Annotated in this window: 22 protein-coding genes; 3 read left to right on the top strand and 19 right to left on the bottom strand. The window is 68.2% G+C overall.

All coding sequences use genetic code 11. The features are described 5' to 3' along the window. Positions 1–55: 55 nt before the first annotated feature. From CY658_RS20960 to CY658_RS20880, 17 genes are all read right to left on the bottom strand, one after another. The gene (locus CY658_RS20960; RefSeq protein ID WP_101492032.1) at positions 56–2,992 is read right to left on the bottom strand and encodes a beta strand repeat-containing protein; all 2,937 of its coding nucleotides are present in this window, start codon (positions 2,990–2,992) and stop codon (positions 56–58) included. Positions 2,993–3,173: 181 nt separating this feature from the next. After that, on the bottom strand, positions 3,174–3,770 hold the full coding sequence (locus CY658_RS20955) for a DUF11 domain-containing protein (protein WP_101492031.1): 597 nt from the start codon (positions 3,768–3,770) through the stop codon (positions 3,174–3,176). A gap of 912 nt (positions 3,771–4,682) precedes the next feature. After that, on the bottom strand, positions 4,683–5,396 hold the full coding sequence (locus CY658_RS20950; protein WP_180839011.1) for a response regulator transcription factor: 714 nt from the start codon (positions 5,394–5,396) through the stop codon (positions 4,683–4,685). A gap of 237 nt (positions 5,397–5,633) precedes the next feature. Then, on the bottom strand, positions 5,634–5,864 hold the full coding sequence (locus tag CY658_RS20945; protein WP_101492029.1) for a hypothetical protein: 231 nt from the start codon (positions 5,862–5,864) through the stop codon (positions 5,634–5,636). A gap of 74 nt (positions 5,865–5,938) precedes the next feature. Continuing rightward, on the bottom strand, positions 5,939–6,802 hold the full coding sequence (locus tag CY658_RS20940) for an intradiol ring-cleavage dioxygenase (RefSeq protein ID WP_101492028.1): 864 nt from the start codon (positions 6,800–6,802) through the stop codon (positions 5,939–5,941). Continuing rightward, entirely contained in the window at positions 6,786–7,826 is a 1,041-nt protein-coding gene (locus CY658_RS20935; protein WP_257884952.1) for a branched-chain amino acid ABC transporter permease, read from the bottom strand. Before CY658_RS20935 ends, CY658_RS20940 begins: the two co-directional genes overlap by 17 nt. A gap of 5 nt (positions 7,827–7,831) precedes the next feature. Then, positions 7,832–8,809, bottom strand: coding sequence for a Bug family tripartite tricarboxylate transporter substrate binding protein (locus tag CY658_RS20930; RefSeq protein ID WP_101492027.1), 978 nt, complete (start codon positions 8,807–8,809; stop codon positions 7,832–7,834). Between the two features lie 48 nt (positions 8,810–8,857). After that, the gene (locus tag CY658_RS20925; protein WP_101492026.1) at positions 8,858–10,453 is read right to left on the bottom strand and encodes a sulfatase-like hydrolase/transferase; all 1,596 of its coding nucleotides are present in this window, start codon (positions 10,451–10,453) and stop codon (positions 8,858–8,860) included. Between the two features lie 14 nt (positions 10,454–10,467). After that, a complete protein-coding gene (locus tag CY658_RS20920) occupies positions 10,468–11,328 on the bottom strand; it encodes a branched-chain amino acid ABC transporter permease (RefSeq protein WP_101492025.1) in 861 nt (286 codons plus the stop codon). After that, positions 11,321–12,037 (bottom strand): ABC transporter ATP-binding protein, encoded by a 717-nt coding sequence (locus CY658_RS20915; RefSeq protein ID WP_101492024.1) that lies wholly within the window; start codon positions 12,035–12,037, stop codon positions 11,321–11,323. The genes CY658_RS20920 and CY658_RS20915 overlap by 8 nt, the downstream gene beginning before the upstream one ends. Then, the gene (locus tag CY658_RS20910; RefSeq protein ID WP_101492394.1) at positions 12,034–12,753 is read right to left on the bottom strand and encodes an ABC transporter ATP-binding protein; all 720 of its coding nucleotides are present in this window, start codon (positions 12,751–12,753) and stop codon (positions 12,034–12,036) included. Before CY658_RS20910 ends, CY658_RS20915 begins: the two co-directional genes overlap by 4 nt. A 12-nt stretch (positions 12,754–12,765) precedes the next feature. Further along, entirely contained in the window at positions 12,766–14,019 is a 1,254-nt protein-coding gene (locus CY658_RS20905; protein WP_101492023.1) for an ABC transporter substrate-binding protein, read from the bottom strand. A 48-nt stretch (positions 14,020–14,067) separates the two neighbouring features. Further along, a complete protein-coding gene (locus CY658_RS20900; protein ID WP_101492022.1) occupies positions 14,068–15,135 on the bottom strand; it encodes a maleylacetate reductase in 1,068 nt (355 codons plus the stop codon). A gap of 12 nt (positions 15,136–15,147) precedes the next feature. Next, positions 15,148–16,611 carry an aldehyde dehydrogenase family protein gene (locus tag CY658_RS20895; RefSeq protein ID WP_101492393.1) on the bottom strand — a complete coding sequence of 488 codons (1,464 nt, stop codon included), beginning with the start codon at positions 16,609–16,611 and terminating at the stop codon, positions 15,148–15,150. Positions 16,612–16,704: 93 nt separating this feature from the next. Then, complete coding sequence (locus CY658_RS20890; protein WP_101492021.1) at positions 16,705–17,712, bottom strand: hydroxyquinol 1,2-dioxygenase; 1,008 nt, start codon at positions 17,710–17,712, stop codon at positions 16,705–16,707. A gap of 27 nt (positions 17,713–17,739) precedes the next feature. Further along, entirely contained in the window at positions 17,740–18,249 is a 510-nt protein-coding gene (locus CY658_RS20885; protein ID WP_101492020.1) for a hydroxyquinol 1,2-dioxygenase, read from the bottom strand. Between the two features lie 156 nt (positions 18,250–18,405). Beyond that, the gene (locus CY658_RS20880; protein WP_101492019.1) at positions 18,406–19,356 is read right to left on the bottom strand and encodes a LysR family transcriptional regulator; all 951 of its coding nucleotides are present in this window, start codon (positions 19,354–19,356) and stop codon (positions 18,406–18,408) included. A gap of 204 nt (positions 19,357–19,560) precedes the next feature. Between CY658_RS20880 and CY658_RS32810 the strand changes: the two genes are divergently transcribed. The 3 genes from CY658_RS32810 to CY658_RS20870 are packed head-to-tail and all read left to right on the top strand — an operon-like array spanning position 19,561 to position 20,245. Then, positions 19,561–19,728, top strand: a complete 168-nt coding sequence (locus CY658_RS32810) for a hypothetical protein (RefSeq protein WP_180839010.1) — start codon at positions 19,561–19,563, stop codon at positions 19,726–19,728. A gap of 9 nt (positions 19,729–19,737) precedes the next feature. After that, positions 19,738–19,983 carry a hypothetical protein gene (locus CY658_RS20875; protein WP_101492018.1) on the top strand — a complete coding sequence of 82 codons (246 nt, stop codon included), beginning with the start codon at positions 19,738–19,740 and terminating at the stop codon, positions 19,981–19,983. 10 nt (positions 19,984–19,993) lie between these two features. Beyond that, positions 19,994–20,245 (top strand): general secretion pathway protein GspL, encoded by a 252-nt coding sequence (locus tag CY658_RS20870; protein ID WP_101492017.1) that lies wholly within the window; start codon positions 19,994–19,996, stop codon positions 20,243–20,245. A 12-nt stretch (positions 20,246–20,257) separates the two neighbouring features. Here CY658_RS20870 and CY658_RS20865 read toward each other — a convergent pair whose 3' ends face one another. Both CY658_RS20865 and CY658_RS20860 read right to left on the bottom strand, forming a co-directional pair. Continuing rightward, positions 20,258–22,015: a cytochrome c biogenesis protein DipZ gene (locus CY658_RS20865; protein WP_101492016.1), complete on the bottom strand. Its 1,758-nt coding sequence runs from the start codon at positions 22,013–22,015 to the stop codon at positions 20,258–20,260. A gap of 27 nt (positions 22,016–22,042) precedes the next feature. Continuing rightward, entirely contained in the window at positions 22,043–23,407 is a 1,365-nt protein-coding gene (locus tag CY658_RS20860) for an ATP-binding protein (protein ID WP_101492015.1), read from the bottom strand. Between the last annotated feature and the right edge of the window lie 14 nt (positions 23,408–23,421).

Genomic DNA, 23,421 nt, shown 5'->3' with positions numbered 1-23,421 from the left:
CGAGGGAGCCGGCGGGCTTGCGCCCATCGGCTCCTCTGCTTCACTCAGGCGAAGCTCAGTTGTTGACCTTCACGGAGAACAGCAGCGTGGCGGCGCCGCCAGGTGCGACCGTGTTGCTTGCGCTGCCGCAGGCCACGGTGGTGGCGGTGCTGCTGTAGGCCAGGGCCGTACCGGTCACGCCGGTGGACGTGCACTGGGTGGCGGCCGGAGGCTGCGTTGCACCGGTGAAGGTGGTGTAGGCCGGCACGGCGTCGTTGATCGACATGTTGGTTACCGGAGCGGAACCTTCGTTGGTCGCAACGACGCGGTACACAAGGCACTCACCGGGCTTGGCGACCAGCGGGGCCGACGAGGTCGGGACCTCGGTGCCATCGCAGTTCACGTCCAGCGCCTGCGTCTTCACGAGGCGCATCTGGCCCGTGATGACCGTGGTGATGTCGGTGGCCGTCGGCGTACCGCAGGCTGCAACGTCAGGGAAGGTCACCGTCACCGTGGCGGTGTCGGTAGCACCAGCCGTTGCGCCGCCTGGTGCGAACACCTTGACGAGCAGCTTCTGGGTCTTGCCGCTGTCCAGCGCGGTGCCGGAGGACGGCGGGGTCGGTGTGACCGTGCCGTTCGTCACCAGCGTGTCGCCGCCGTCGATCTGGCCGTCGCCGTTCACGTCGACGTACAGCGCGGTGGTCCAGCCCGCCGTCACATCGGCTGCGGGCAGCGTAGCCGTCACGTTGTACTTCGTGCCGCAGCTTTGCGCGCCGGTGATGGTCACCGTGTGGGCATACACCACCGAACCGCCGGGAGCGACCTGGCCGTTGTTGTTCGGCGTGAGGGTCGCGCCGAAGGTGTTGGCCGTGGTCACTGTCACTGCGTCCATCTTCGTGTCGATGGCCACCACGCCCGTGGAGGTCGCAATGGTCGAACGCACTTGGAAGTACACGGCCTGGCCGGTGACCGGCGTCTGCGAGGCAGGCGGCGTCACGCAGGCATCGACCGGCGCTTGCGCGTTGCCGGCGACAGCCACCGTGGTGAGCGCTGCGCCCGTGCAGGTCGTACCCGCCGCCACGAACTTGACGGTCCAGCCCGCGGGCAGGCTGCCCGGGAAGCTGTTGCTCTGGCTGGCCGCCAGGCTGTAGGTGTTGGCGGTCGAGTCGTTGTTCTTGACGAACAGCGTGAAGATCGTGCCCGTACCGGCTGGCGTCGAGTTCACGGTCGTCGGCTGCACGCTCGGGCCCGTGCCCAGGTCGCCCTTGAGCGCGTCGCTGCTACCGCCGGTGGTGTTGGTCAGGTCGACCAGCACGCCCGTGACGTTCGTCAGCGTGTCGCGCGTCGATTCCGTCTTCGTGGCATCGCCCGTCGAGGTACCGGTGACGATCGCCGTGCCGCCCGCGCCCGGCGTTGCCGAGGCCGGCAGCGTGGCCGCCAGCACGAACTGAACGCTGCCGTTGGCCGCGATCGGACCGGTGTCGGGAACGCCGTCGCTGTTGTTGTCGATCAACGGCGTGAGGCCGTCGGCGGCAAAGAACTTGAAGGTCGTGCCCGCCGGGAACGTGCTGCCTGCAGCCACCGTGAGGTTCACGACGTCCGTGGCATTGCCGGTGTTGAACGCGGTCTGCGTGAACTTCACCGTGGTGCCTGCCCCTGCACTGGCGACGGCCGTGGTGTCGGCCGCGCTCGTGTTGGGGTTGCCCACGCCGGTGTCTTTCGACGCCGTGACGCTGGCGCTGGCGTCAGCCGAGCCCAGGATGATGCCGAAGGTGCCGATGACGTTGTAGCTCGCCGGGTTGGTCGGCGAACCCGTCGTGCCCGGGGTCGTGGAGGTCGCACCCGGTGCGTCGACCGGGTTGTACTTGGCGGTGTTGGTCGTGGTCGACGTGCCGATGGCCGCCGTGTCATTGACCATCACCACGAAGCTCACCGTCTGCGTGACGTTCGGCTGCAGCGTGTTCACGACCACGGTCAGGGCGTTTCCAGCGGCGCTGAAATCGATCCCGGCCGTGTCGCCCGCTGCCGCATCCGTGAGCGCGACGCCGGGGGCGTTGCTCCAGACCGCGGAACCGGGCACGTACGTGAAGCCCGCGGGCAGCGCGTCCGTCAAGGCGAACCGGCCAGCCGCACCACCCGTGTTGTTGAACTTCAACGTGTAGGTGGTGTAGACGCAGCCTGCGGCCGGCGCGGTCGCGCCTGCCACGGTGGCGGCGCAACCGGCGACCGAGCGCGGACCGCTCACCGACGCCGCGGGCCAGGTGCCGCCGTTGGCGGACCAGCCGACCGACGGAACGCTCAGGCTCTTGGTGGCGTTGAAAGCCGCCTTGTCCGTGAGGTTCACGTGGTCGACGTCGGCTGCCGTCAGGTTGGCAGCCGGGTACAACGCCGGCGTGCCTGCGGTGGCCGTGATGGTCGCTGCGACCGGCGAGGTGAACGTGCCCGACGAAGCGGTGCTCGGGATCGAGTACGCGACGACGAACGGGAACGTGCCGTTGTTGCCGGCCACGGTCTGGGCCGGGACGGTACAGACCGCACCCGGAACGACCGAGCACAGCGCGGTCGTGCTGTCAGGCACGCCGTCGGCATTCGCATCGGCGAACACTTCGACCTTGGTGAAGCCGTTCGGGCTGGCCGGCGCGGTCACGGTGAACGTGAAGGTGTCGCTGCCGTTGCCGGTGTTGGTCAGCACGTGCGGTGCGTACACGGTCGTGCCTGCAGCGCCGGTCTTCGTGTTGACCACGTTGGTCGTCACGGTGGTGTAGGTGTCCAGGTTGAACGAGCCGACCTGCTGCACCGTCGTCTGCACGAGGTTGGAGGTGGCCAGTTGGCTGGCGCCGTTAGGGTCCAGGTAGGTGGCCGAAGCCTGGTTACCGATGATGGTGTTGGCGGGTGGAGCCGCAGCGAAGGCACCGGAACTTCCGAACAGGAAGCTCAGCGTCAAGGCTGCTGCGCCCGCCCAGAGCGCGCGCGGCGCGGGGCCGGGGCGACGGGCAGACAAGGTAGGAATCACTTGGTTTTCTCCTCGGGGTTGGGATCAGAAAAGGGTCAAAAAAAGGACGAACTCACCCCGGCCGGGGATTTCCGCGAACGGAAACCGGCAATGGAAAAACCAGCGGGGTTTTGGAAAGAGAGAAAGAACCGGTCGTCAGCGCAGCTCAGCGCCGCCGACGACCGTCGTCAGCACGGGGAACTCAGGGCGCGGTGCGCGCGACCTTCAGCGGAGCGGCAGCTGCGGCAGCAGCCACGGGTGCGGGCGGCACGACCACCTCGACCTTGGCGCGCGCGGTCACCGCGGTCACGCCATTGGCGGGCAGTTGGCCCAGCGTCCAGCGCAGCGAGCGGTACTCGTTGTACGGAACCGGCTCCGACTTGCCGTTGACGGTGCGCGCCAGCGGCTCGGCAGCGAACGCGCCGTCCTTGGTCGCCGCCTTGACCAGCGTCGCGCCGGGCTTGGCCGTCTTCGGCAGGTACTCCAGGCCTTCAGGAATCGGCAGGTTGGCCACGAGGCCCGTCACGCTCTTGCCCGTGTGGTTGGTGTAGGTCGCCGTGTACTCGAGCACGTCACCCGGCTTGACCGAATCGGCCGCCACCAGTTGCTCCTTGCCTTGCGCGTCCTTGACGACCTTGGCCTGCGTGAGCACGACCGCCACGGTCTTCTTCTGCGCCGCCTCGGTGGGCGTGGGCGCGACCTGCGTGCCCTGCGCAGCGCCCAGGCCGCCCAACCCCAGGGTCAGGGCCACGCCGAGCCCCAGGCCGAGGCGAACGGTCAGCCGGACAGCCGGCGACATGAACGAATTCAATTGAGATGAACTTCCGATAGACATAGACAACTCCTAAAAAACAACTTCAAAGCCAGACTGAGGCAGCACAGAGATCAACCGACTTGACCTGTGGCCTCGCGAATTGGCGTCGACGCCATTTCCCAGCCACTTGCAGCACACCATTGACACATCGGCACCGGCGACGACTGCCTCCGATGCCCGCTCTTGACCTCACGCAAGTGAACTCTTTGCGAGCCACATTCATGAGCCATTTACCACGTTCATATTATTTTCCAAATGTTTACAAAACCAATCGCGCCTCCGTGATCCGCCTCTTTCAATCGCCTTGGGTTCCGTGAAAATGTCACGGCAAGTCTTCCAAAGTTAACAATTGTGAATGCCGATGCAATCTGGGCGAGTGCATCAATTGTGAATAGAGCTGCAATTAACCTGTGACCTATTTCACAGGCGCATCGACTCCAAGTGGTTGATGTGTTTGGATAATTTCATCTCACCACCCACCTGGACCCAGTGATCTGCCAGGGTTTCGATGGCGAAGCAAGGCGCTTCGAGCGACCTCAAAAGCACCCTTCCCGGCATCTTCGAAACTGAATTTACAAATTCACAGCCTTGTGTAATCAGGCGCCGTTAATTTCATTTTCATGGCTCCAACCCTGTACGCCAAAGGTTTCGGTCGCGATTCGAATGGAATTTAGTTTTTCTGGTTTTTCAAAATCCAATTCCATTCAGACAGGCACGGCTGCGCCATTGACTTGAATTCAATTCAAGTCATTCCGAACCGGCTCACCTCACCGGAATTAATTCACAGCTCTGTTGACGCCCAGCTTCAATCCGAAAGCGGATCGGTGGGCGTCTGCTTTTTTTTCAAGGTGACCTTGCGTCACCCCTTCGGATGCCGCGGGCGGCGCCCGCGACGGCTCACTTGCCGTGCCGGTGGTGCGCGCGCTCCAGCGTGTAGCCCACGCCGTAGAGCGAGCGCACGCGGAATTCGCCGCACACGATCAATTCCAGCTTCTTGCGCACCCGCGACACCAGCGCGTCGAGCGACCGGCTGGCCCCCAGCTCGCCATTGCATCGGGGCCCCTGGGGCAGTTGCTGCCGCGACACGGGCGTGTCGAGGTGGCGCACCAGCACCCGGGCAATCTCGAATTCGCTCGGCGTCATGATGGCTTCGCGGCTCGCGTACTCGACCGCGAGGCGGCTGCGCACGAGCTGGAAACCGTAGAGACCGTGCGGCTTGGCGTTCCTGCGCAGCGACTTCGTGCCGCACAGCGACGACACACGTGCCACGACCTCTTCCGCATTCCAGGGGTTCACCAGGAAATCGTCGACGTCGAACACCGACACGCGAGCCGTTTCCAGCACGCCGCGCGACCGGGTCAGCACGACCACCGGCGCCGTGGCCGAACGGCTGGCACCGATGCCGAACAGGATCTCCGGCAGCGCGCACTCCATCGCCTCACCCATCAGCAGGAACAACCCGACGCCCGGCATCGACGCAGCCTCGAGCAGGTCTTCCTCGTTGACCACACACAGCGGGCTGAAGCCGGCGTCCTTCAACCGGCTTCGCAGCCAGTCGATCTCTTCGCCAGAGTCCGTCAGCACCACCACACGGCCGTTTTTCTGTTCCACCCTGTCCACCATCGGTTCCCTTTTCATCGCTCCCACATGCCTCTCACAATGGAGTGAAATGTATTAACGTTTATCAACAGTCGATAGGGAAAAGTGCCGATATTGACCAACGGAAACAAGTAGCTCCGTTCTTTTGTCATGCGGTGCAAACAAACTCACACTAAAGGGACGTCGGCCCCTCGACACGGGTCGATGGAATCCCGGATCAGCCTTCCATTTCGCGAAGGCCGAACGCTCTCAAGCCCTCTGGGAAGTGGCCTCGGACGCCTTTGCCTCCTTGCGCGCAGACAGCCTTTCGAGCAGCCCGACGAGCCAGCACATGGGGCAGCCGCGCAGCAGCAGCAAGGCACCGATGAGGGCCGGCGGCACGGTCCATGGATGGGCGGACGACAACAGCACGGCCAGCGCGATGAGCGCGAGGGCTCCCGCGCCGCGAAGCAGATGCCAGGTGATGGAAACAGGACACATGGTGCAGGGCTCCTTGGGGATGGACACCTGACATGGAGGCGGCGAAACGCCGAAACGGTTCGCGGGCTCCCTCGTCAGCCCCCGGCCGGCTCGAGCACGAACGCGAAGTCCAGCGTGTGAAACGGCCCGTCGTGCAGGCTGCCGTCGGGCGCGCGGCCCGGGGCATGCGTCGCGAAGTCGCCGATCAGCGAGCTGCGCACGCCGAACACCGCATCGCTGTCGAGGTAGGGGTCGCCCTCGCGGAAGACGTGCGTGATGAGCGTCTCGTAGCCCGGCGCCTGCACCATGAAATGCACATGCGCAGGCCGCCACGGATGCCGCCGGGTCGCGCGCAGCATCGCGCCCACCGGCCCGTCGGTGGGAATCGGATAGGCCACCGGCGCCACGCCGCGAAACCACAGCCGGCCCTCGGCGTTCGTGCGGAAGACCGCCCGCCCCTGCGCGTGATCGCCGGGCCGCTGCACGTCGTAGAAGCCTTCGGCATCGGCCTCCCACACATCGACCACCGCATCGGCGATGGGCTCGCCGTCGCGCCCGCGCACCGTGGCTTCCACGAACAGCGGCTCGCCCACCGCGCCGGCCGCGATGTCGCTGCCCAGCGGCAGCCGCGGTGCGTCGGCCACGTGGAAGGGGCCGAACACGGTGGCCTCGGTGGCCTGCGGGCTCTTCGCGTGGTTCATCGCCACGGTGAGCATCGACAGGCCCAGGGTGTCCGACAGCAGGATGAACTCCTGGCGCTGCGCATCGCACTTCTGGCCCGTGGCCGTGAGGAAGTCGATGCCGGCGGCCCACTCGGCCTCGGTCAGCTTCACCTCGCGCGCAAAGTCGTGCAGGTGGCGCACGAGCGCCGACATCACTTCTTTCAGCCGCGCGTCCTCGCACCCCGCCATGCGGTCGAGCACGGCGGCGGTGATGGTGTGTTCATCGATGTTTCGCATGGGCGTCGGGCTCCAGGTCGGAAGAAGAAAGCGCGTGCGGCGGCATCATCAGGCGCCGTTGCGTCGGGAACAGGGACCAGGCCCAGCGCTGCTGCGCCCAGCCCCACAGCCCCTGCTTGAAGAAGAGTGTGACCACGATGGCCAGCAGCCCGAGCCCGAGCAGGTACCAGGTGCCGTAGTCGCTGAAGAACTTGTTCAGCGCCCAGAACACGAGCGCGCCCACCAGCGGCCCTTCGATGCGGCCGATGCCGCCGATCACGACCATGAAGATCGCGAAGGCGGTCCAGTTCGGCGCGAAGGCCGCGTCGGGGCTGATGCGCAGGTTGCCCACGAAGTACAGCGCCCCCGCCAGCCCGGCACCGAAGGCCGCCACCACGTACACCGCGAGCTTCATGCGCGCCACCGGAATGCCCTGCGACTCGGCCGCCATCTCGTTGTCGCGGATCGCCAGCAGCGCCAGCCCGAAGCGGCTGCGCAGGAACAAATAGACCAGCGACACCGCCGCCACCACGCAGGCCAGCGCCATCCAGTAGGTGACGCTCTCGCGCGTGGCGCGCTCGATGCCGCGCAGCGCCGTGAGCGTGGTGCCCGAGCCGCCGCCCACCGCCGACACGTTGGCGAAGCTGAGCCGGAACACCTCGGCGATCACCCAGGTGCCGATGGCGAAGTAGCCGCCCGACAACCGGAACGCCACGAAGGACACCGGCACCGCGATCAGCGCGCCGGCCAGTGCGCCGAGGGGAATCGCCACGAACGGATTCACGCCCGCGAAGTTGCCGAGCATCAGCATCACGTAGCCGCCGAAGCCGAAGAAGGCCTGCTGCCCGATGCTGACCATGCCGCCGTAGCCGGCGAGCAGGTTCCACATCATCGCGAAGATGAAGTAGCAGGCGATCTCGACGAACTCGCGCATCCAGCTCGGCTCGCCCCAGAAGGGCAGCGTGGCGGCCACTGCCACCAGCGCGGCGGCGGTCCAGCCCGCGCGGCGGCTGCTGCCGGTGTCGATGACGACGACGGGGGCCATCGCGCTCAGTCCAGCTGCAGCTGCACGCGCGCGGCCACCTGGCCCCAGCGCTGGTGCTCGGTGCGCAGGCGGCGCGCGGCCTCTTCGGGTGTGTTGGCCACCACCTCGAGGTCCATGGTGGCCAGCCGCTCGCGCAGCTCGGGCGCGGACAGCGCCTTCGCCACCTCGGCCTGCAGCCGCGCCACCACGGCCGGCGGCGTGGCGCGCGGCATGGCCATCATCTCGGCGAAGCTGGCGTCGTAGCCCTGGACGCCCGCCTGCGCCACGGTCGGCACCGACGGCTGGCTGCCCAGGCGCTTGCTGCCCGACACGGCGATGGGCACCAGCTTGCCGTCGCGAATGATCGGGCCGACCGTCGGCGAGGCCAGGAAGCCGCAGGGCACCATGCCGCCCATCACGTCCTGCATGGCCGGGCTCGGGCCGCGGTAGGGCACGTGCTGCATCTGCACGCCGGCATCGGCCAGCAGCATCTCCATGGCCATGTGGCCCGGCACGCCGGGGCCGCCCGAGGCGTAGCTCATCGGCTTGGCCTTGGCCGCAGCCAACAGCTCGGGCAGCGTCTTGATGCCGGCGCCGGGAAAGCACACCAGCTCCTGGCTGAACGACGCGAGCTGGGTCACGGGCACCAGGTCTTCCATCGGGCGGATGGCGAGCTTGCGGTACAGGTGCGGGTTGATGGTCAGCATGGTGTCGGGCCCGACCAGCACGGTGTGGCCGTCGGTGGCGCGTGCCACTTCCTGCATGCCGATGTTGCCGCCCGCCCCCGGCTTGTTGTCGACCACCACGGGCTGGCCCAGTGCCTTCTGCAGGGCCGGCTGCATCAGCCGCGAAATGATGTCGCCCGGCGCACCGGCCGGAAAGGCCACCACCAGTCGCACGGGCTTGGTGGGCCAGGCATCGGCGGCGTGGCTAGGTACTGCGACGGTGGCGAATGCAGCAGCAGCCGCCAGGCAGGCCGCAAGAGGTCGGCGGAAAGCGTTCATGGGATGTCTCCTTTTTTGAAATGGGGTGCGCGGGCCGGTCGGCGTGGCCTACCAGGCGCCGATGAGGATGCCGGCCGCCAGCTCGCGCGCGTTCCATCGCGCGATGTCCTCGGGCGCCACCGTGGGAAAGCGCCGCCGCTGGCGCAGCCAGTCGAACAACAGGCCCAGCATCTGCTCGCGCACCGCGGCGAAGGCCGGGTCGCGGCCGAGGTCGACCAGCTCGTCGGGGTCGACCTGCATGTCGAACAGCTGCGGCGGCAGGTCTTCGAAGTGCACGAATTTCCAGCGGCGCGTGCGCAGCATCGTCATGTGGCAGCGCTCGACGGGCTGGCCGAGCGGCAGCCGCGCCTCGTCGCGGAAGGCGAAGCTGTTCTCGCACACCACCACGTCCTTGCCGGCCGCGCCGGCGTGGCCGTGCAGCAGCGGGCGCAGCGACTGGCCTTCGAGCCATTCGGCCGGCTGCGGCAGGCCCAGCGCGTCGAGCATCGTCGGCACGAGGTCGATGCACTCGACCAGCGCGTCGCTCACGCTGCCGCGGCGCGCGTCGGCCTCGGCGCGCGGGTCGACCACGATCAGCGGCACCCTCACGATCGGGTCGTGGAACAGCTCCTTCTCGCCCAGCCAGTGGTCGCCCAGGTAGTCGCCGTGGTCGCTGGTGAAGACGACCAGCGTGTCGCGGTCCAGCCCCTGCTCGGCCATGAACGCGAAGAGCCGGCCGAGCTGGTCGTCGACCTGCTTCACAAGCCCCATGTAGGTCGGCACCACGGTGTTACGCACTTCGTCGCGGCTGAAGTTGCGGCTCACGGTCTCGCGGCGGAAGCCCTCGACCACCGGGTGCGCATCGACGCGCTCGGCCTCGCTGCGCACCACCGGCAGCATGTCGTCGGGCCCGTACATCGCGTGGTACGGCGCAGGCGCCACGTAGGGCCAGTGCGGCTTGATGTACGACAGGTGCAGCACCCAGGGCGCATCGCCGGCCTCGCGCATGAAGTCGATCGCGCGGTCGGTCGTGTAGGGCGTCTCGCTGTGCGCGCCGGCAATGTGCGCGGGCCGGTCGGCCCAGCGCATCTGCCAGCCGCTGAGGATCTCGCCGTCGGGGCCACGGCCCGAATTGGCGAAGTCGTGCCAGGGGTTGTCGGATTCGTAGCCTTGCGCGCGCAGCCAGTCGCAGTACGCATTGCCCGTGACCTTGAAGCCCGGCGGCCAGATGCCGTCGTCGCGCGCATAGGGCTCGAAGCCGCCTTCCATGGCGAGCCGGCCCGCGCCCTGCGCCGGGTCGATGCCCAGGCGGCGGGCGCCCTCGGTGTCGGCCTCGACGTGCGTCTTGCCGACCAGCGCGCAGCGCACGCCGTGCGGACGCAGATGGTCGCCCAGCGTCTTCTGCCCTACCGACAGCGGCACGAAGTTCCACATGGTCCCGTGGCTGCTGACATAGCGGCCGGTGTAGGTCGACATGCGCGAGGCGCCGCAGACCGCGCCCTGCGCATAGGCATGGCTGAAGCGCACGCCGCGCGCGGCCAGCGCATCGATGTGCGGGGTCTGCAGGCGCGGATGGCCGTAGCACGAGAGGTGGTCGGCGCGCAGCTGGTCGCACATGATGAACAGCACGTGTTTGAGCGGCGCGGGGGAGGTCTTGTCGGTCATGTCGGGCGCTGTCGTCAGCGGGTCTTGGGGAACAGTCCCTGCGGCCGCAGCACCAGCACCGCGAGGAACACGAGATGGCCGAACCAGATGCCCCAGCCCGGGTCGATGCGAAAACCGATCTGCTGCGCGATGCCCAAAATCATGGCGCCGGCCAGCGTGCCCCAGAACGAGCCCATGCCGCCGATGATCACGGCCTCGAAGGCGAACAGCAGCAGCAGCGGGCCGTCCGACGGAGACACCGTGGTGCGCATGCCCTGCAGCGCACCGGCGATGGCGATCAGCACGAAGGCGATGCCCGTGGCCAGCGCGTAGACCTGCTTGGCCTTCAGGCCCATCAGCTCGGCGATCTCGCGGTCGTCGGACACCGCGCGGAAGGTGCGGCCCAGCGGCGTGCACGCGAACATCCACTGCATCACGGCCGTGGCCGCCACCGCGACCGCCAGGATCACCAGCGGCAGCGCGCCCAGTGCCAGTGCGTCGCCCAGCGGCACCGACGCGGTGGCCAGCGCACCGACCTCGATGGCGCGCGGGTCGGCCGAGAACAGCTCCAGCAGCAGGTTCTGGATCACGATCGACAGGCCGAAGGTCACGACCAGCGAAGGCAGCGGGTCCTTGCCCAGCGTGCCGTTGAGCACGTGGCGCTGCAGTAGGTAGCCGAAACCGAAGGCCAGCGGCAGCACCGCGAGCACCACCAGCCATGGCACCGACGCGCCGGTCATCGAAACACCGGCGATCACCGCGAAGGCGCCCAGGATGATGAAGTCGCCCTGCGCCGTGTTGGTCAGCCGCATGACGCCGAACATCAGCGACTGGCCGAGCGCGAACAGCGTGTAGAGGCCGCCGAGCAGCACGCCCTGGAGCAGGGTTTCAAGCATGGGAGTCCTCGATGCCGAAGTAAGCCTGCGAAATCTGCTCGGGCGTGAGTTCGTCGGAGCGCCCCGTGAGCGACACGCGCCCGTCCTGGAAGCAGTACACGCGCTGCGACACCTGCCGCGCCATGCGCACGTCCTGCTCCACGATCACGACCGTCATGCCCTCCCCCGTGATGGCCGGCATGGCCGCATAGATTTCGCGGATGACGACCGGCGCCAAGCCGAGCGACAGCTCGTCGCACAGCAGCAGCTCGGGGTTGCTCATGAGCGCTCGGCCCAGCGCCACCATCTGCTGCTGCCCGCCTGACAGCGAGGTGGCAGGCTGGCGCCGCTTCTCGGCCAGGATCGGGAACAGGCCGTACAGCCGCTGCAGGTTCCACGGCCCCGCGCGGCGCGGCGTGGCGCCCATCAGCAGGTTCTCTTCCACGCTCAGGCTCGGGAACAGGCGCCGGCCTTCCGGCACCATCGCCAGGCCGCGCCGCACGATCTCGCCGGGCGGCAGGCCGCCGATGGGCGCGCCCTTGAAGCGGATCGAGTCGGACGGCGCGCGCAACAACCCCGTGAGGCTCTTGAGAAAGGTCGACTTGCCCGCGCCGTTGGCGCCGATGATCGCCACCAGCTCGCCGGCCGAGAGCGTGAAGTCGATGCCGAACAGCGCCTGGGCATCGCCGTAGAAGGCCTGCAGGCCGTGGGTGTCGAGCAGCGCGCTCATGCCTCGATCCCCATGTACACGCGCCGCACCTCGGGGTCGTTCATTACCGCGCGCGGCGCGCCTTCCGCGAGCTGCTGCCCGAAGTTGATGACGAACAGCCGGTCGGCCAGCGACAGCAGCGCATGCACCACGTGCTCGATCCAGATCATGGTCACGCCGCGCGCCTTGATGCGCTTCAGTTCCGCCACCAGCACCGCCGCCTCGGGCTCGGTGAGCCCGCCCGCGATCTCGTCGAGCAGCAGCAGGCGCGGCTTGGTCGCTAGCGCGCGCGCCAGCTCCAGCCGCTTGCGATCGAGCAGCGTGAGCCCGCCGGCCGGCTTGTTGGCGTGTGCCGCCAGGCCGGTCTGGCCCAGCACCTCGTGCGCCGTCTCCCACGCCTCGCGCTCGGCCTGCTGGCCGCCGAAGCAGGCGGCGGTGACGAGGTTCTCGAACACGCTCATGTGGCCGAAGGGCTGCGGCACCTGGTAGCTGCGGCCGATACCGGCGCGGCAGCGCTGGTGCGGGCGCAGCCGCGTCACGTCGCGGCCGGCGTATTCCACGCGGCCGGCGTCGACGCGCGCGTCGCCCGAGATCAGGTTGAACAGCGTGGTCTTGCCCGCGCCGTTGGGCCCGAGGATGCCCAGCGTCTCGCCCTCGGTCACCGACAGCGTGATGCCGTCCGTGACCTTGAGCGCCCCGAAGGACTTGCTCACCCCATGCAATGCCAGCAGCGTCATGGCAGCGGTCACTCAGAGCAGGCGCAGCGCGCCGCCGGTCGGAATCGCTTTCGCGGCCTCGTTGTTCACCAGCGTCAGCTCCATCTTGCGCTGCTTGCCCTTGCCCCACTGGCCGAGCACCAGCGGCGTCTTGCTGACGTTCTTGAACGGGCCCTGGCCGCCCCACTTCACGGGGCCGACCACGGAGTTGATCGAGGTCGCGGCCACGGCGTCGCGCACGTCGCCGGCCTTCAGCGACTTGGCACGCGACAGCGCGTTCGCCGCCACCTCGAACAGCGCATGCGCGAACCCGATGGGCTGCGTCCACTGCTTCTTCGTGCCGGCCTCGTAGGCCTCGGCCAGCGCCTTGGCGCTTTGCTGCGTGAGGCTGGAGCTGAACGGATGCGACGGGCTCCACCACACCTCGGTCGAGAGACCATCGCCCAGTTCGCCCAGTGCCTCGATGGCGCCCGGAAACAGCAGCGCCTTGCCGAGCGTGATCACCTTGGGCTTGAAGCCCTGCTGCCGCGCCTGCGTGAGAAAGGTCTTGGCGTCGGGCGGAATCACCACGCCGGTGACGATCTCGACGTTGTCGCGCTTGAAGGCCGCGATCTGCGCGCTGAAGTCCTGCGTGCCGTTCTGGAAGCGGCCGGGGTCGGTGAGCGTGAAGCCCATCTGTGCGAGAGGCTTCGGAAAGCCCAGCTCCTTGTCGCCCCAGGCGTTGCCGTCGCCGTCGTTGGGGAACAGGCCGCCGACCTTCTTGTTGGTGGCCACGGTCTTCCAGCCGGCGGTGAAGGTGGCGATGACGTCCTCGAGCCCCCAGAACACGTGGTAGGTCCAGTTGAAGCCCTTCGCCGGATCGCCCTTGCGGCCGAAGAACCAGGGCTGCCACGGCACCACGCTGGAGATGCACGGCACCTCGTTGAGTTCGCAGGTGTCGCTCACCGGGTTGGCGGTCTCGGGCGTGCCGGCGGTGAGCACGAGCGCGACCTTGTCCTTCAGGATCAGGTCGTTCGCCACCTCGCCCGCGCGGTTGGGATTCGACTGACTGTCCTTCAGCACGATCTGCACGGCGTACTTCTTGCCGCCGACGGAGATGCCGTCCTTGAAGGCAACCTTCATCTGCTCGATCACCCATTTGTCGGCCTCGCCGAAGGGCGCGAGCGGCCCGGTCTGCGGCGACACGTAGCCGATCTTGAGCGTGTCGGCGGCGAACACCAGCGGTGTGGCGCCCGAGGCCACGAGTGCGGCGGTGGCCTGCGTGAACTGTCTGCGGTTGAATGTCATGGCTGTCTCCTTCGTTGTTCGTGTGTGTGTCTGTGCCCGCGCCGTGGGCTAACCCGGCGGCTCGCCGTCGAAGGCGCGCTGCAGCAGCGCGCGGATCGCGTCGCGCTCGGCCGGGCCGAAGGGCCGCGGGTTCCAGTAGGGGTTGGAGACGGCGATGTCGGCCGCGCGATCGAGGTCGGCGGCGCGCATGCCGATGTCCTTCAGCGCCACCGGCGCGCCGTTGTCGCGTGCCAGCGCATAGACCGCCGCCGGTGCCGACACGCCGCCGAGCGCGCGCGCGATGCGCGCCATGGCACGCGGCGCGGCCTGCGCGTTGAACGCGAGCGCATGCGGCAGCACCACCGTGTGCACCTCGGCGTGCGGCAGGTTGAAGCTGCCGCCCAGCGTGTGGCACAGCTTGTGGTGCAAGGCCATGCCCACCGCGCCGAGCACGCCGCCGCAGAGCCAGGCGCCGTAGAGCGCGTCGGAGCGCGCCGCCAGGTCGTCGGGCTGAATGCGGATGGCGGGCAGTGCGCGGGCGAGTGCGCCGATGCCCTCCTCGGCCATCAGGTCCATCACCGGGTTGCTGTCTTGCGCGTACAGGCCCTCGGCCGCGTGCGCGATGGCGTTGATGCCGCTCGTCACGCTCAGGCCCACGGGCAGCGTGCGCGACAGCTCGGGGTCGTAGATCACGGTGCGCGGCAGCACGCGCGGGTCCTTGCCGGTCCTCTTCAGGCCGTTCTCGGTGAGGCCGTAGATCGGCGTCATCTCGCTGCCCGCGTAGGTGGTGGGAATGGCGACGATCGGCAGCCCGGACTCCAGCGCGATGGCCTTGCCCAGCCCCGTGGTGGAACCACCGCCCAGCGCCACGGCGCAGTCGGCGCCGAGCTGGCGCGCCAGGTCACGCGCTTCGCGCGCCGTCTCGACAGGCACGTGCATCACGGCGCGATCGAACAGGCCGGCCGCCTGCGCACCGAGCGACGCCGCCACGCGCTCGGCCTGCGGGCGCTGCTCGGGCGTGCAGAGCACCAGCGCCCGCTTCGCGCCCAGCGCATCGATCTCGCGCGCCAGGTGGCGCAGAGAACCGGCGCCGAACACCACGCGCTGCGGATGGGTGGTGTGGATGAAGTCGTGCATGGCGCGTTCCGTTCAGCGCACGAAGTGCGGCGGAATCTGCGCGTCGACGTTGACCCACACGCTCTTGACCTGCGTGTACTCGCGCATCGCGTCGAAGCCCATCTCGCGGCCGTAGCCGCTCTGGCCCACGCCGCCGAAGGGCGAGCCGGGGTTCACGCGCTTGTAGCTGTTGATCCAGACCATGCCGGCGTGCAGGTCGCGCGCCACCTTGTGGGCGCGCTGCAGGTTGTTGGTCCACAGGCCGCTGCCCAGGCCGTAGTCGGTGCCGTTGGCGATCTGCATCGCTTCTTCGTCGGTCTTGAAGGTGAGCACGGTGACGAAAGGGCCGAACACTTCTTCCTGCGCCACGCGGTCCTGGTACGACCGGGCGCGCACCACGGTCGGCGCCACGTAGCAGCCCTGTGCCAGATCGCCGCCGGGTGAGGTTCCGCCGGCCAGCACCTCGCCGCCCTGCGCCTTCGCGACCTCGACATAGCTCAGCACGCGGTCGCGGTGCTGGGCGCTGGTGAGCGGGCCCATCTCGGTGTTCTCGTCGAGCGGATTGCCCAGGCGGATGGACTGCGCGAGCGGAATGAACTGTTCGAGGAAGGCGTCGGCGATCTTCTCGTGCAGCATCAGCCGCGAGCCTGCGATGCAGGCCTGCCCCTGGTTGTGGAAGATGGCCCAGGCGCTGCCGTTCACGGCGGCCTGCAGGTTCGCGTCCTCGAACACGATGTTGGGGCCCTTGCCGCCGAGCTCGAGCTGCACCTTCTTCAGGTTGCCCGCGCTGGCCTGCACGATGCGCCGGCCGGTGGCGGTGCTGCCGGTGAAAGCGATCTTGGCGATCTCAGGATGCTCCGCGATGTACTGGCCCGCCACGCTGCCCAGGCCCGGCAGCATGTTGACCACGCCGGGCGGCACGCCGGCCTCGGCCATGAGCTCGGCGATGCGCAGCGACGTGAGCGGCGTGATCTCGGCCGGCTTCATCACGATGCAGTTGCCGGCCGCGAGCGCGGGCGCCATCTTCCAGCTCGTGAACATGAGCGGAAAGTTCCACGGCACCACCTGCCCGACGATGCCGACGGGCTCGCGCAGGGTGTAGTTGAGAAAGCCCTCTTCCACCGGAATGGTCTCGCCCTGGAACTTGTCGGCCATGCCGCCGAAGTAGCGGAAGCACGCGGCGGTGCGCGGCACGTCGAGCCGGCGCGAGTCGCGGATCGGGTGGCCGGTGTCGAGCGATTCGAGCCGCGCGAGTTCTTCGCCGTTGGCCTCGATGAGGTCGGCCAGCTTCAGCAGGATGCGGCCGCGGTCGGCGGCGGCCATGCGGCTCCACTTGGGGAACGCACGCTTCGCGGCGGCCACGGCCTTGTCGACGTCGACCTTGCCGGCCAGCGCGACCTGGGCGATGGGCGTGTTGTCGTGCGGGTTCAGCGTGGCGAGCGTCTCACCGGATTCGGCGTCGACAAAACGGCCGTCGATGAAAAGCTGGTGGCGGATGGAAAGAGCAGGCATGGGTTCTCCTCACCCTCCCCGCGCGGGGAGGGTTGGATGGATGGGTGGCGGAGGGAAAAAAGGAGGCGGGCCGGCCGGTCAGAACTCGACCGGAATCTCGGGCGACTCGCCCTTCTGGATCTCGAAGACCAGGCTCGGCGAGCCGTTCTCCCACACCAGCAGCATCGAGCGTTTGGGGCTGAAGCCCTGGTGGCGGCAGTAGGCGGGCATGGCGGCCATGTCGCCGGCCTTCATGATCACGCGGGCCATGGGCTTGCCGGTGTTCTTGTCGCCGCAGTCCCAGTGGATCTCGTCGGTCATCTGGAAGAACCACTCGACACGGTCGTTGCCGTGGATGATCGGCAGGATGTGCTCCTCGGTCGTCGGGCACATGTAGCTGTGCTTCACCACCGAGGTGAAGCTCGGGTTCCACGTCACCTGCGAACGGCTCAAAAAGCCGAAGAGGTTGAAGGCGTGCACCTCGTTCTCGAAGCCGGGCTCGGGGTGCAGCTCGGGCTGGGCCTGCGGCACGTCGGCGAAGGCACGGTTGATGGGTGCGCCGCGTTCGTCGCTGCGCAGGTCGAGGTCGCCCTTCAGGCCCACGCAGCGCTTGGCCAGCTCGCGCGCCCGGGTGATCTTGGCGGTGTTGTTGCCGCTCTTGCGGCCGTAGGCCGAGCCGGTTTCCTGCGGTGCGGCGAAAGGGTCGAAGCTCTCGTTGGTCCAGTCGTCGAGCATGGCCTCGAAGGTGGCGCGGATCTGCGCGGTGGGGAAGTTCTCGAGCAGGTCGATGCCCGCGTCCTTCATGGTGCCGTTGAAGCTGCCGGCGTACAGGTCGACCGAGTCGTAGTGGTTGATGGTGCCGAACACGTTGTCGAAGTTGACCCAGCCATAGAAGAAGCCCCAGGCCACGTCGCGCATCAGCGCGCGCAGGTAGCTGCCGGCGTCCATGGTGTGGCTCATGGGACGGCCGTCACGGGTCTTCCAGGTGATGTGGGCAAAGTACTCGTCGCGGCGGAAGCCGAAGCTGCCGAGCGAAAAATCCTTGTAGCCAAGCGTGGCGTCGGGTTGCGATGCGAGGACCTTGGCGAGTTCTGCGGGTGCGTTCATGGTGTGGCTCCTGGATGGCGGGTGTGTTCAGTGCGTCTGGCAGATGTCGGCCCACTTCTCGATGGAGAGGTCGCCTTTGCAGGTCTGCAGCACGATCACGCCGGGGTCGCCGGCCACGCGGAACTGGTAGGCCGTGTTCTTCGGCAGCAGGCCCTGGTGGCCGCGCGAGAGCTTCATCCAGCCCATCTTCTTGCCCTGGGGTTCGCCCTTCACGAGCACGGCGCCGTTCTTCTCGGTGTCGGCCACGGTCTGGGCCGCATCGAGCTGCACGAGGTGCACTTCGACGTCGCCGTCCATCACCAGCGCGAACTCGTCGTGCGCGCTCGTGTACCAGGGCGAGGTGCCTTCGGCGCGCAGCGTTTCCAGCACGTAGATCTGGTTCTGGCCGAACACGACCTTCTCGTACGGTGCGCTGATGCTGGCGATCTCGAAGCAATTGGAGAACGCGTAGTGGCGCACGTCGTCGTCGATCGGCTCGACGTGGCCCTTCTCGAAATGCTTGAGGGACCCGAAGCGGGTCTGGTATGCGACGGTCATGGTGTCTCCTGAGGTGCCGGACGATGCAGCGTGGCGGCTGCGATGTCTGCACTGTAGGAAACGAAGGGCCACAGCGGTAGGCCCGAAACGCGGGCCGCATTGTTCGGCAAATCCGTTCAATGCACAGGGTTTACCCCGGAACGGACGGCGTTCGCATCAGGCGTCCGAGATCAGGCCCGGCGGCAGCAGGCCGCGCTCGATCATGGCCGCGTCCCACGGCGGCACCTTCGAGAACGCCTGGGTCAGGTGCTCGATGAACAGCCGCAGCTTGAACGCATTGCGCGAGGTGCCCGCGTACACCGCGCTCAGCGAGAACGACGACAGCTGATGCGCCGGCAGCACCACTTCCAGGTCGCCGCGCAGGATCGCCTCGCCGGCCACCAGCGTCGGCAGGCAGACGATGCCGGCGTGCTCCATGGCGTATTCGCGCAGCAGGTGGACGCTGTTGGTGAGCAGCGCGGCGCTCATGTACAGCGTGACCTGTTCACCCGCGTGGTGAAAGGTCCAGCGGTCGCGCGTGGGGTAGCCCGAGTACAGGCCGAGCGTGTGCTTGTGCAGCTCGCGCGGGCTCGCGGGCCGGCCGTGCGCGGCCAGGTACTCGGGGGTGGCGCAGAACACGCGGCGCACCGGGAACAGCGGGCGCGACACCAGCTCGGTCGACGCCGCCGGAAAAATCTGCAGCGCGCAGTCGACGCCCGCCTTCACCGGATCGACCACCGCGTCGCTCACGATGAGCTCGAGGTGGATGTCGGGAAAGCTCACCTGGAAGGCCCGCAGCAGCGTGGCGAAATGCCCCAGCACGAAGCCGGTGAGCGCATGCACGCGCAGCGTGCCGGTGGGCCCGTCCTTGGCGTCGCGCATCTGGTCCATGATGTTGTTGGCCCGGCCGACCAGCTCGACGCAGTCGCGCAGGAAGGCCTGCCCCACGTCGCTGAGCCGGACCACGCGCGTGCTGCGGTGGAACAGCGGCGCGCCGACATGGTCTTCGAGCTGCTTCACGCGACTGGTCACCACCGACTTCGACACCCGCATCTGACGCGCGGCCTCGGCAAAGCTCTGGGTCTGTGCGACCCGCACGAAGGTCTCTATGTTGTCGAGGCGGTCCATGGGGCATGCAATGTAGCGGTTCTGCGGCGGCGACCGGTCGGCCGCACGGGTGTGAAGTACTGCGCAATCCCGCCCGGAGATTGACCGCACCCACCTCAATTCACTCACAAATGTGAGCATTTCCCTGTGGGATTGTTAATGAGGCAACTATTGTCCAGCCCTCAAGCACCTTAGGTGCATAACAAATCAAAGCAGGGAGTCCCCATGACCCAATCCACCAAATCCACGATCACCGTGATGCTCGCGCTGGCGGCATCCGTTCTCATGAGCGCCTGTGTGCACCACCACGCGCCACCGCGTGCGGAGCCCGCACCCGCGCACAAGGGCGGCAACTTCTGCCCGCCGGGCCAGGCCAAGAAGGGCAACTGCTGATCGTCCGCCATGCTGAACCCGTTTCTGCGTGACATGACGCCCGACGAACTGCCGGCCGGCATCTCGCGGCCGGCCTACATCGCGCTGCTGCCCGTGCTGGCCTACGTGCTCGTCGCCGTCGCCTTCCTGAGCATGTCGGTGATGGTGCCGAGCCTGGTCGTGGCCTGCCTGTTCGCGACCGCGGCGGCCATGTCGCTGGGCGCGGGCGTGGTGCTCGGCATGAGCCTGTGGATCTTTCCGCAGCTGTCGCGTTGAGGGTCGAGACATGAGCACGACCAACGCCTCCGTCTTTCGCGTCCAGAGCTGGCGCACGACCCTGCTCGCGGCTTCGGTCGTGCTGCTGATCGTGATGGCGCTGCTCATGAAGTGGCTCGTCGAGCTGCAGGTGGAAACCGCGCAGGAACGCCAACTGCGCGAAGCCGTCGCACGCGAGGCGGACGCCCGCTGCTATGCACTTCCCACGCGCCGGGAGGTGGACGTCTGCCGCGCCGCCAACGCGGTGGGCATGACGCCCTGACCTCAGCCACGCTCAACCGAAGGTGAACGCGTAGGCCTGCGCGCCCGCGTCGAGAAACTCGATCTCGAACAGCCGTTCCCTACCGCCCGCCGACTGCCGCACCAGCTGGTACAGCTTCTGCGCATCGACCACGCCGTGGCCCTGGGCATCGGTGTCCGCGCCGTGGTCCGCCAACGGCGGCTGACCGTCCACCCGCACCGTGAAACGCACCGGCTTGCCGTCGGCCATCGGCCCCAGCACCAGGTGCAGGTCGCGCGCCTTGAAGCGGTAGGCGATGCGGCCGTTGGCACGGTTCAGCACAGCACGCTCGGCTTCCACGGTCCAGTCGCCGCCCAACGCCCACTGGTTGGTGCGCAGCGATGAAGCCGCGGGCTCGTAGGCCTTCGCACGGTCGCGCGCGATGCCGCCGGGCGACGCAAAGCCGTGCGCACGGGCATGGCCCAGGTAGGTTTCGCCGGACTGCGCCGGCTCGGCGCCGGGCGCGGCCTGGGTGCCCTGCCCCAGTGGCGCCACCAATCCAGCGGCGACGTCGGCTTGCCCGGCCTCGGCCAGCAGCTGCTGGATGACCTGCTCGGCCTTGTCGTAGCGGTTCTCGCCGAACTGGTGATGGCGGATGCGCCCCTGCGCATCGACGAAGTAGAACGCCGGCCAGGCCTGGTTGTCGAAGCCGCGCCAGATGGCAAAGTCGTTGTCCAGCGCCACCGGGAATCCGATGCCCAGGTCTTTCACGGCCTTGCGCACGTTGGCCGGGTTCTTCTCGAACGCGAACTCCGGCGCATGCACGCCGAGGACGACCAGGCCCGCGTCCTTGTACTTGTCGGCCCACGCGCGCACGTAGGGCAGCGTGCGCAGGCAGTTGATGCACGAGTAGGTCCAGAAGTCGACCAGCACCACCTTGCCGCGCAAGGCCTCGGGCGTGAGCGGCGGCGAGTTGATCCACCCGGTCGCACCGGCCAGCGACGGCAGATGGCCTTCGACGCGGAGGTTGTGCGCGGGCACCGGCGCCGGACGGGTGTCCGAGACGCGCAGGAAGCCGGCGTCTGTGCGCTGCGCCTGCGGCGTGTCTTTGCGGAGCGTGTCGACCAGCGCCTGCTCCAGTGCCGACGTGGTGCCCAGCGACAGGCGCGCGAGCCAGCCGGTGTCCAGCCCCAGCGCGATGGCGCCGACGCCTGCCAGCACCGCCGCGCCGGCGATGCGCCGCACCCTTTCGCCAGTCGGCAGCGTGCGCTTCAGCGCTGCGAGCAATCGACCGCCCGACAGCAGCGCCACCGCGAGCGACGTGCACGCGCCGGCGGCATAGGCGAGCAGCAGCAGCGAGGTGCCGACGCTCGCGCCGTTGAGCGCCGCGCCCGTCAGGATCAGCCCGAGGATCGGCCCCGCGCACGGCGCCCAGAGCAGGCCCGTGCCCACGCCCAGCCACAGCGGTGAAAACGCCGAGCCCTGCGCGTCGGACATGCGCAAGCCCAACGCCACGAGCGGCCGGCTCAGGCGGTCGGCCACGCGCGGGAACAGCAGCGTCGCACCGAACAGCGCGAGCAAGGCCATCGCGGCATAGCGCCCGTATTCGTTGAGCGTGACGATCCAGCCGCCACCCACCGCCGCCAGCGTGGCGACCACGGCAAAGGCGAGCGCCATGCCCACGAGCATCGGCAAGCCGTGCGAGCGGAACGGACGGTCGGCGCGCGCGAACACGAAGGGCAGCACCGGCAGGATGCAGGGGCTCAGGATCGTGAGCACCCCACCCAGGTAGGCGATGAAGAGGATGAGCATGGTGATGTGTGCGGTGTCGGTTGGGGTTCAGCGAGCGGGCGCGGCGGCCAACGCCAGCCGCGCCTCGAGCCCGCCTTCGGCGCGGTTGTGCAGCGTGAGTTCGGCGCCCATGGCCATGGCCAGCTGGTGCGCAATGGCCAGGCCCAGGCCGGTGCCACCGGTGCTGCGGTTGCGCGAGCTCTCGACGCGGTAGAAGGGCTTGAGCACCGCGTCGAGTTCGTCGGGGGGAATGCCGGGGCCGTTGTCGAGCACGCTCACCACGAGGCGGCCGCCTTCGCCTTCGGCCTGCACGCGCAGCGTCACGTCGGTGCCGAACTTCAGCGCGTTGTCGATCAGGTTCATGAGGATGCGGCGCAGCGCATTCGGGCGGCTCACGATCGGCGCACCGGCCCGGCCGTCGAGCCGCACCTGCTGGCCCACGTCTTCGTAGTCGGCGACCATGCTCTCGAACAGCGCGTCGGCGTCGATGCGCAGCGGCGGCTCGGTGGCGCCGTGGAGCGTGCGCGCATAGGTCACGCCTTCGCGCACCAGCGCGTTCATCGCGTCCAGGTCCTGGCGGAATTTCTCGCGGTCGTGCGTGTCGTCCATCAGGTCGGTGCGCAGGCGCATGCGCGTGATGGGCGTCTGCAGGTCGTGCGAGATGGCAGCCAGAATTTCGACGCGCTCCGACATGTAGCCCGCGATGCGCTGCTGCATGGCATTGAAGGCGCGCGCCGCGTGCGCCACTTCGGTGGGGCCCTCTTCCGCCAGCGTGCGGCTCTTCAGGTCGGGGCCGAGCTGGTCGGCCGCGGCGGACAGCTGCGCGAGCGGCCGTGTCACCAGCCGCACCGCGACCCAGGCGCACACGGCCAGCACCAGCAGTTGCCCCACCAGCAGCCACATCACCCAGCCCGACACCGGCATGCCCACGCGCATGGCGTGCACGACCACGGACGAGCCGTCGCCCAGCCGCACCTCGATCTGCAGGCCCTCGGGCGGCCAGGCCACCTCGCCGACCTTGACGACGGGGAACGGGCGCATCGCATCGACGATGGCCGCGGCAAACTGCTGCGCCGCTTCCGAGGCGGGCGCGCCGCCCTGCGCACGGCCGCCCAGCACGAAGCGGTAGTTGCGCCGCTCCAGCTTGTCGAGCCAGCCGGCGCGCTCCGGCGCGGGGAGCCGGTCGAGGATGGCGACCGAGCTCGCGATGTCGCGCTCGATGCCGATCATCATCAGCTCGCGAAGCGCCATGTTCCGCTCGTAGCGGATCGCCGCGAAGGTCAGCAGCTGCGCGATCGCCAGGCCCACCACGATGATCAGCGTCACACGGGCATACAGCGAGCCGGGCAGCAGCCGGCGCCAGCGCGGCGCAGGTCCGGTCGGGTTCGCAACAGGATTCGCGGAAGTGGACATGAACACCTTCGTCG

The sequence above is a fragment of the Variovorax sp. RO1 genome, assembly GCF_002849325.1.
GTDB lineage: Bacteria > Pseudomonadota > Gammaproteobacteria > Burkholderiales > Burkholderiaceae_C > Variovorax.
The sequence above is the reverse complement of the archived record's forward strand: the minus strand, read 5'-3'. Positions and strand labels throughout refer to the sequence as shown.

Coding starts and splice junctions, on each gene's coding strand:
- CY658_RS20955 (WP_101492031.1), bottom strand. CDS start 3,770: ATGTCGCCGGCTGTCCGGCTGACCGTTCGCCTCGGCCTGGGGCTCGGC.
- CY658_RS20945 (WP_101492029.1), bottom strand. CDS start 5,864: ATGTGTCCTGTTTCCATCACCTGGCATCTGCTTCGCGGCGCGGGAGCC.
- CY658_RS20940 (WP_101492028.1), bottom strand. CDS start 6,802: ATGCGAAACATCGATGAACACACCATCACCGCCGCCGTGCTCGACCGC.
- CY658_RS20935 (WP_257884952.1), bottom strand. CDS start 7,826: ATGGCCCCCGTCGTCGTCATCGACACCGGCAGCAGCCGCCGCGCGGGC.
- CY658_RS20930 (WP_101492027.1), bottom strand. CDS start 8,809: ATGAACGCTTTCCGCCGACCTCTTGCGGCCTGCCTGGCGGCTGCTGCT.
- CY658_RS20925 (WP_101492026.1), bottom strand. CDS start 10,453: ATGACCGACAAGACCTCCCCCGCGCCGCTCAAACACGTGCTGTTCATC.
- CY658_RS20920 (WP_101492025.1), bottom strand. CDS start 11,328: ATGCTTGAAACCCTGCTCCAGGGCGTGCTGCTCGGCGGCCTCTACACG.
- CY658_RS20915 (WP_101492024.1), bottom strand. CDS start 12,037: ATGAGCGCGCTGCTCGACACCCACGGCCTGCAGGCCTTCTACGGCGAT.
- CY658_RS20910 (WP_101492394.1), bottom strand. CDS start 12,753: ATGACGCTGCTGGCATTGCATGGGGTGAGCAAGTCCTTCGGGGCGCTC.
- CY658_RS20905 (WP_101492023.1), bottom strand. CDS start 14,019: ATGACATTCAACCGCAGACAGTTCACGCAGGCCACCGCCGCACTCGTG.
- CY658_RS20900 (WP_101492022.1), bottom strand. CDS start 15,135: ATGCACGACTTCATCCACACCACCCATCCGCAGCGCGTGGTGTTCGGC.
- CY658_RS20890 (WP_101492021.1), bottom strand. CDS start 17,712: ATGAACGCACCCGCAGAACTCGCCAAGGTCCTCGCATCGCAACCCGAC.
- CY658_RS20885 (WP_101492020.1), bottom strand. CDS start 18,249: ATGACCGTCGCATACCAGACCCGCTTCGGGTCCCTCAAGCATTTCGAG.
- CY658_RS20880 (WP_101492019.1), bottom strand. CDS start 19,356: ATGGACCGCCTCGACAACATAGAGACCTTCGTGCGGGTCGCACAGACC.
- CY658_RS32810 (WP_180839010.1), top strand. CDS start 19,561: ATGACCCAATCCACCAAATCCACGATCACCGTGATGCTCGCGCTGGCG.
- CY658_RS20875 (WP_101492018.1), top strand. CDS start 19,738: ATGCTGAACCCGTTTCTGCGTGACATGACGCCCGACGAACTGCCGGCC.
- CY658_RS20870 (WP_101492017.1), top strand. CDS start 19,994: ATGAGCACGACCAACGCCTCCGTCTTTCGCGTCCAGAGCTGGCGCACG.
- CY658_RS20865 (WP_101492016.1), bottom strand. CDS start 22,015: ATGCTCATCCTCTTCATCGCCTACCTGGGTGGGGTGCTCACGATCCTG.
- CY658_RS20860 (WP_101492015.1), bottom strand. CDS start 23,407: ATGTCCACTTCCGCGAATCCTGTTGCGAACCCGACCGGACCTGCGCCG.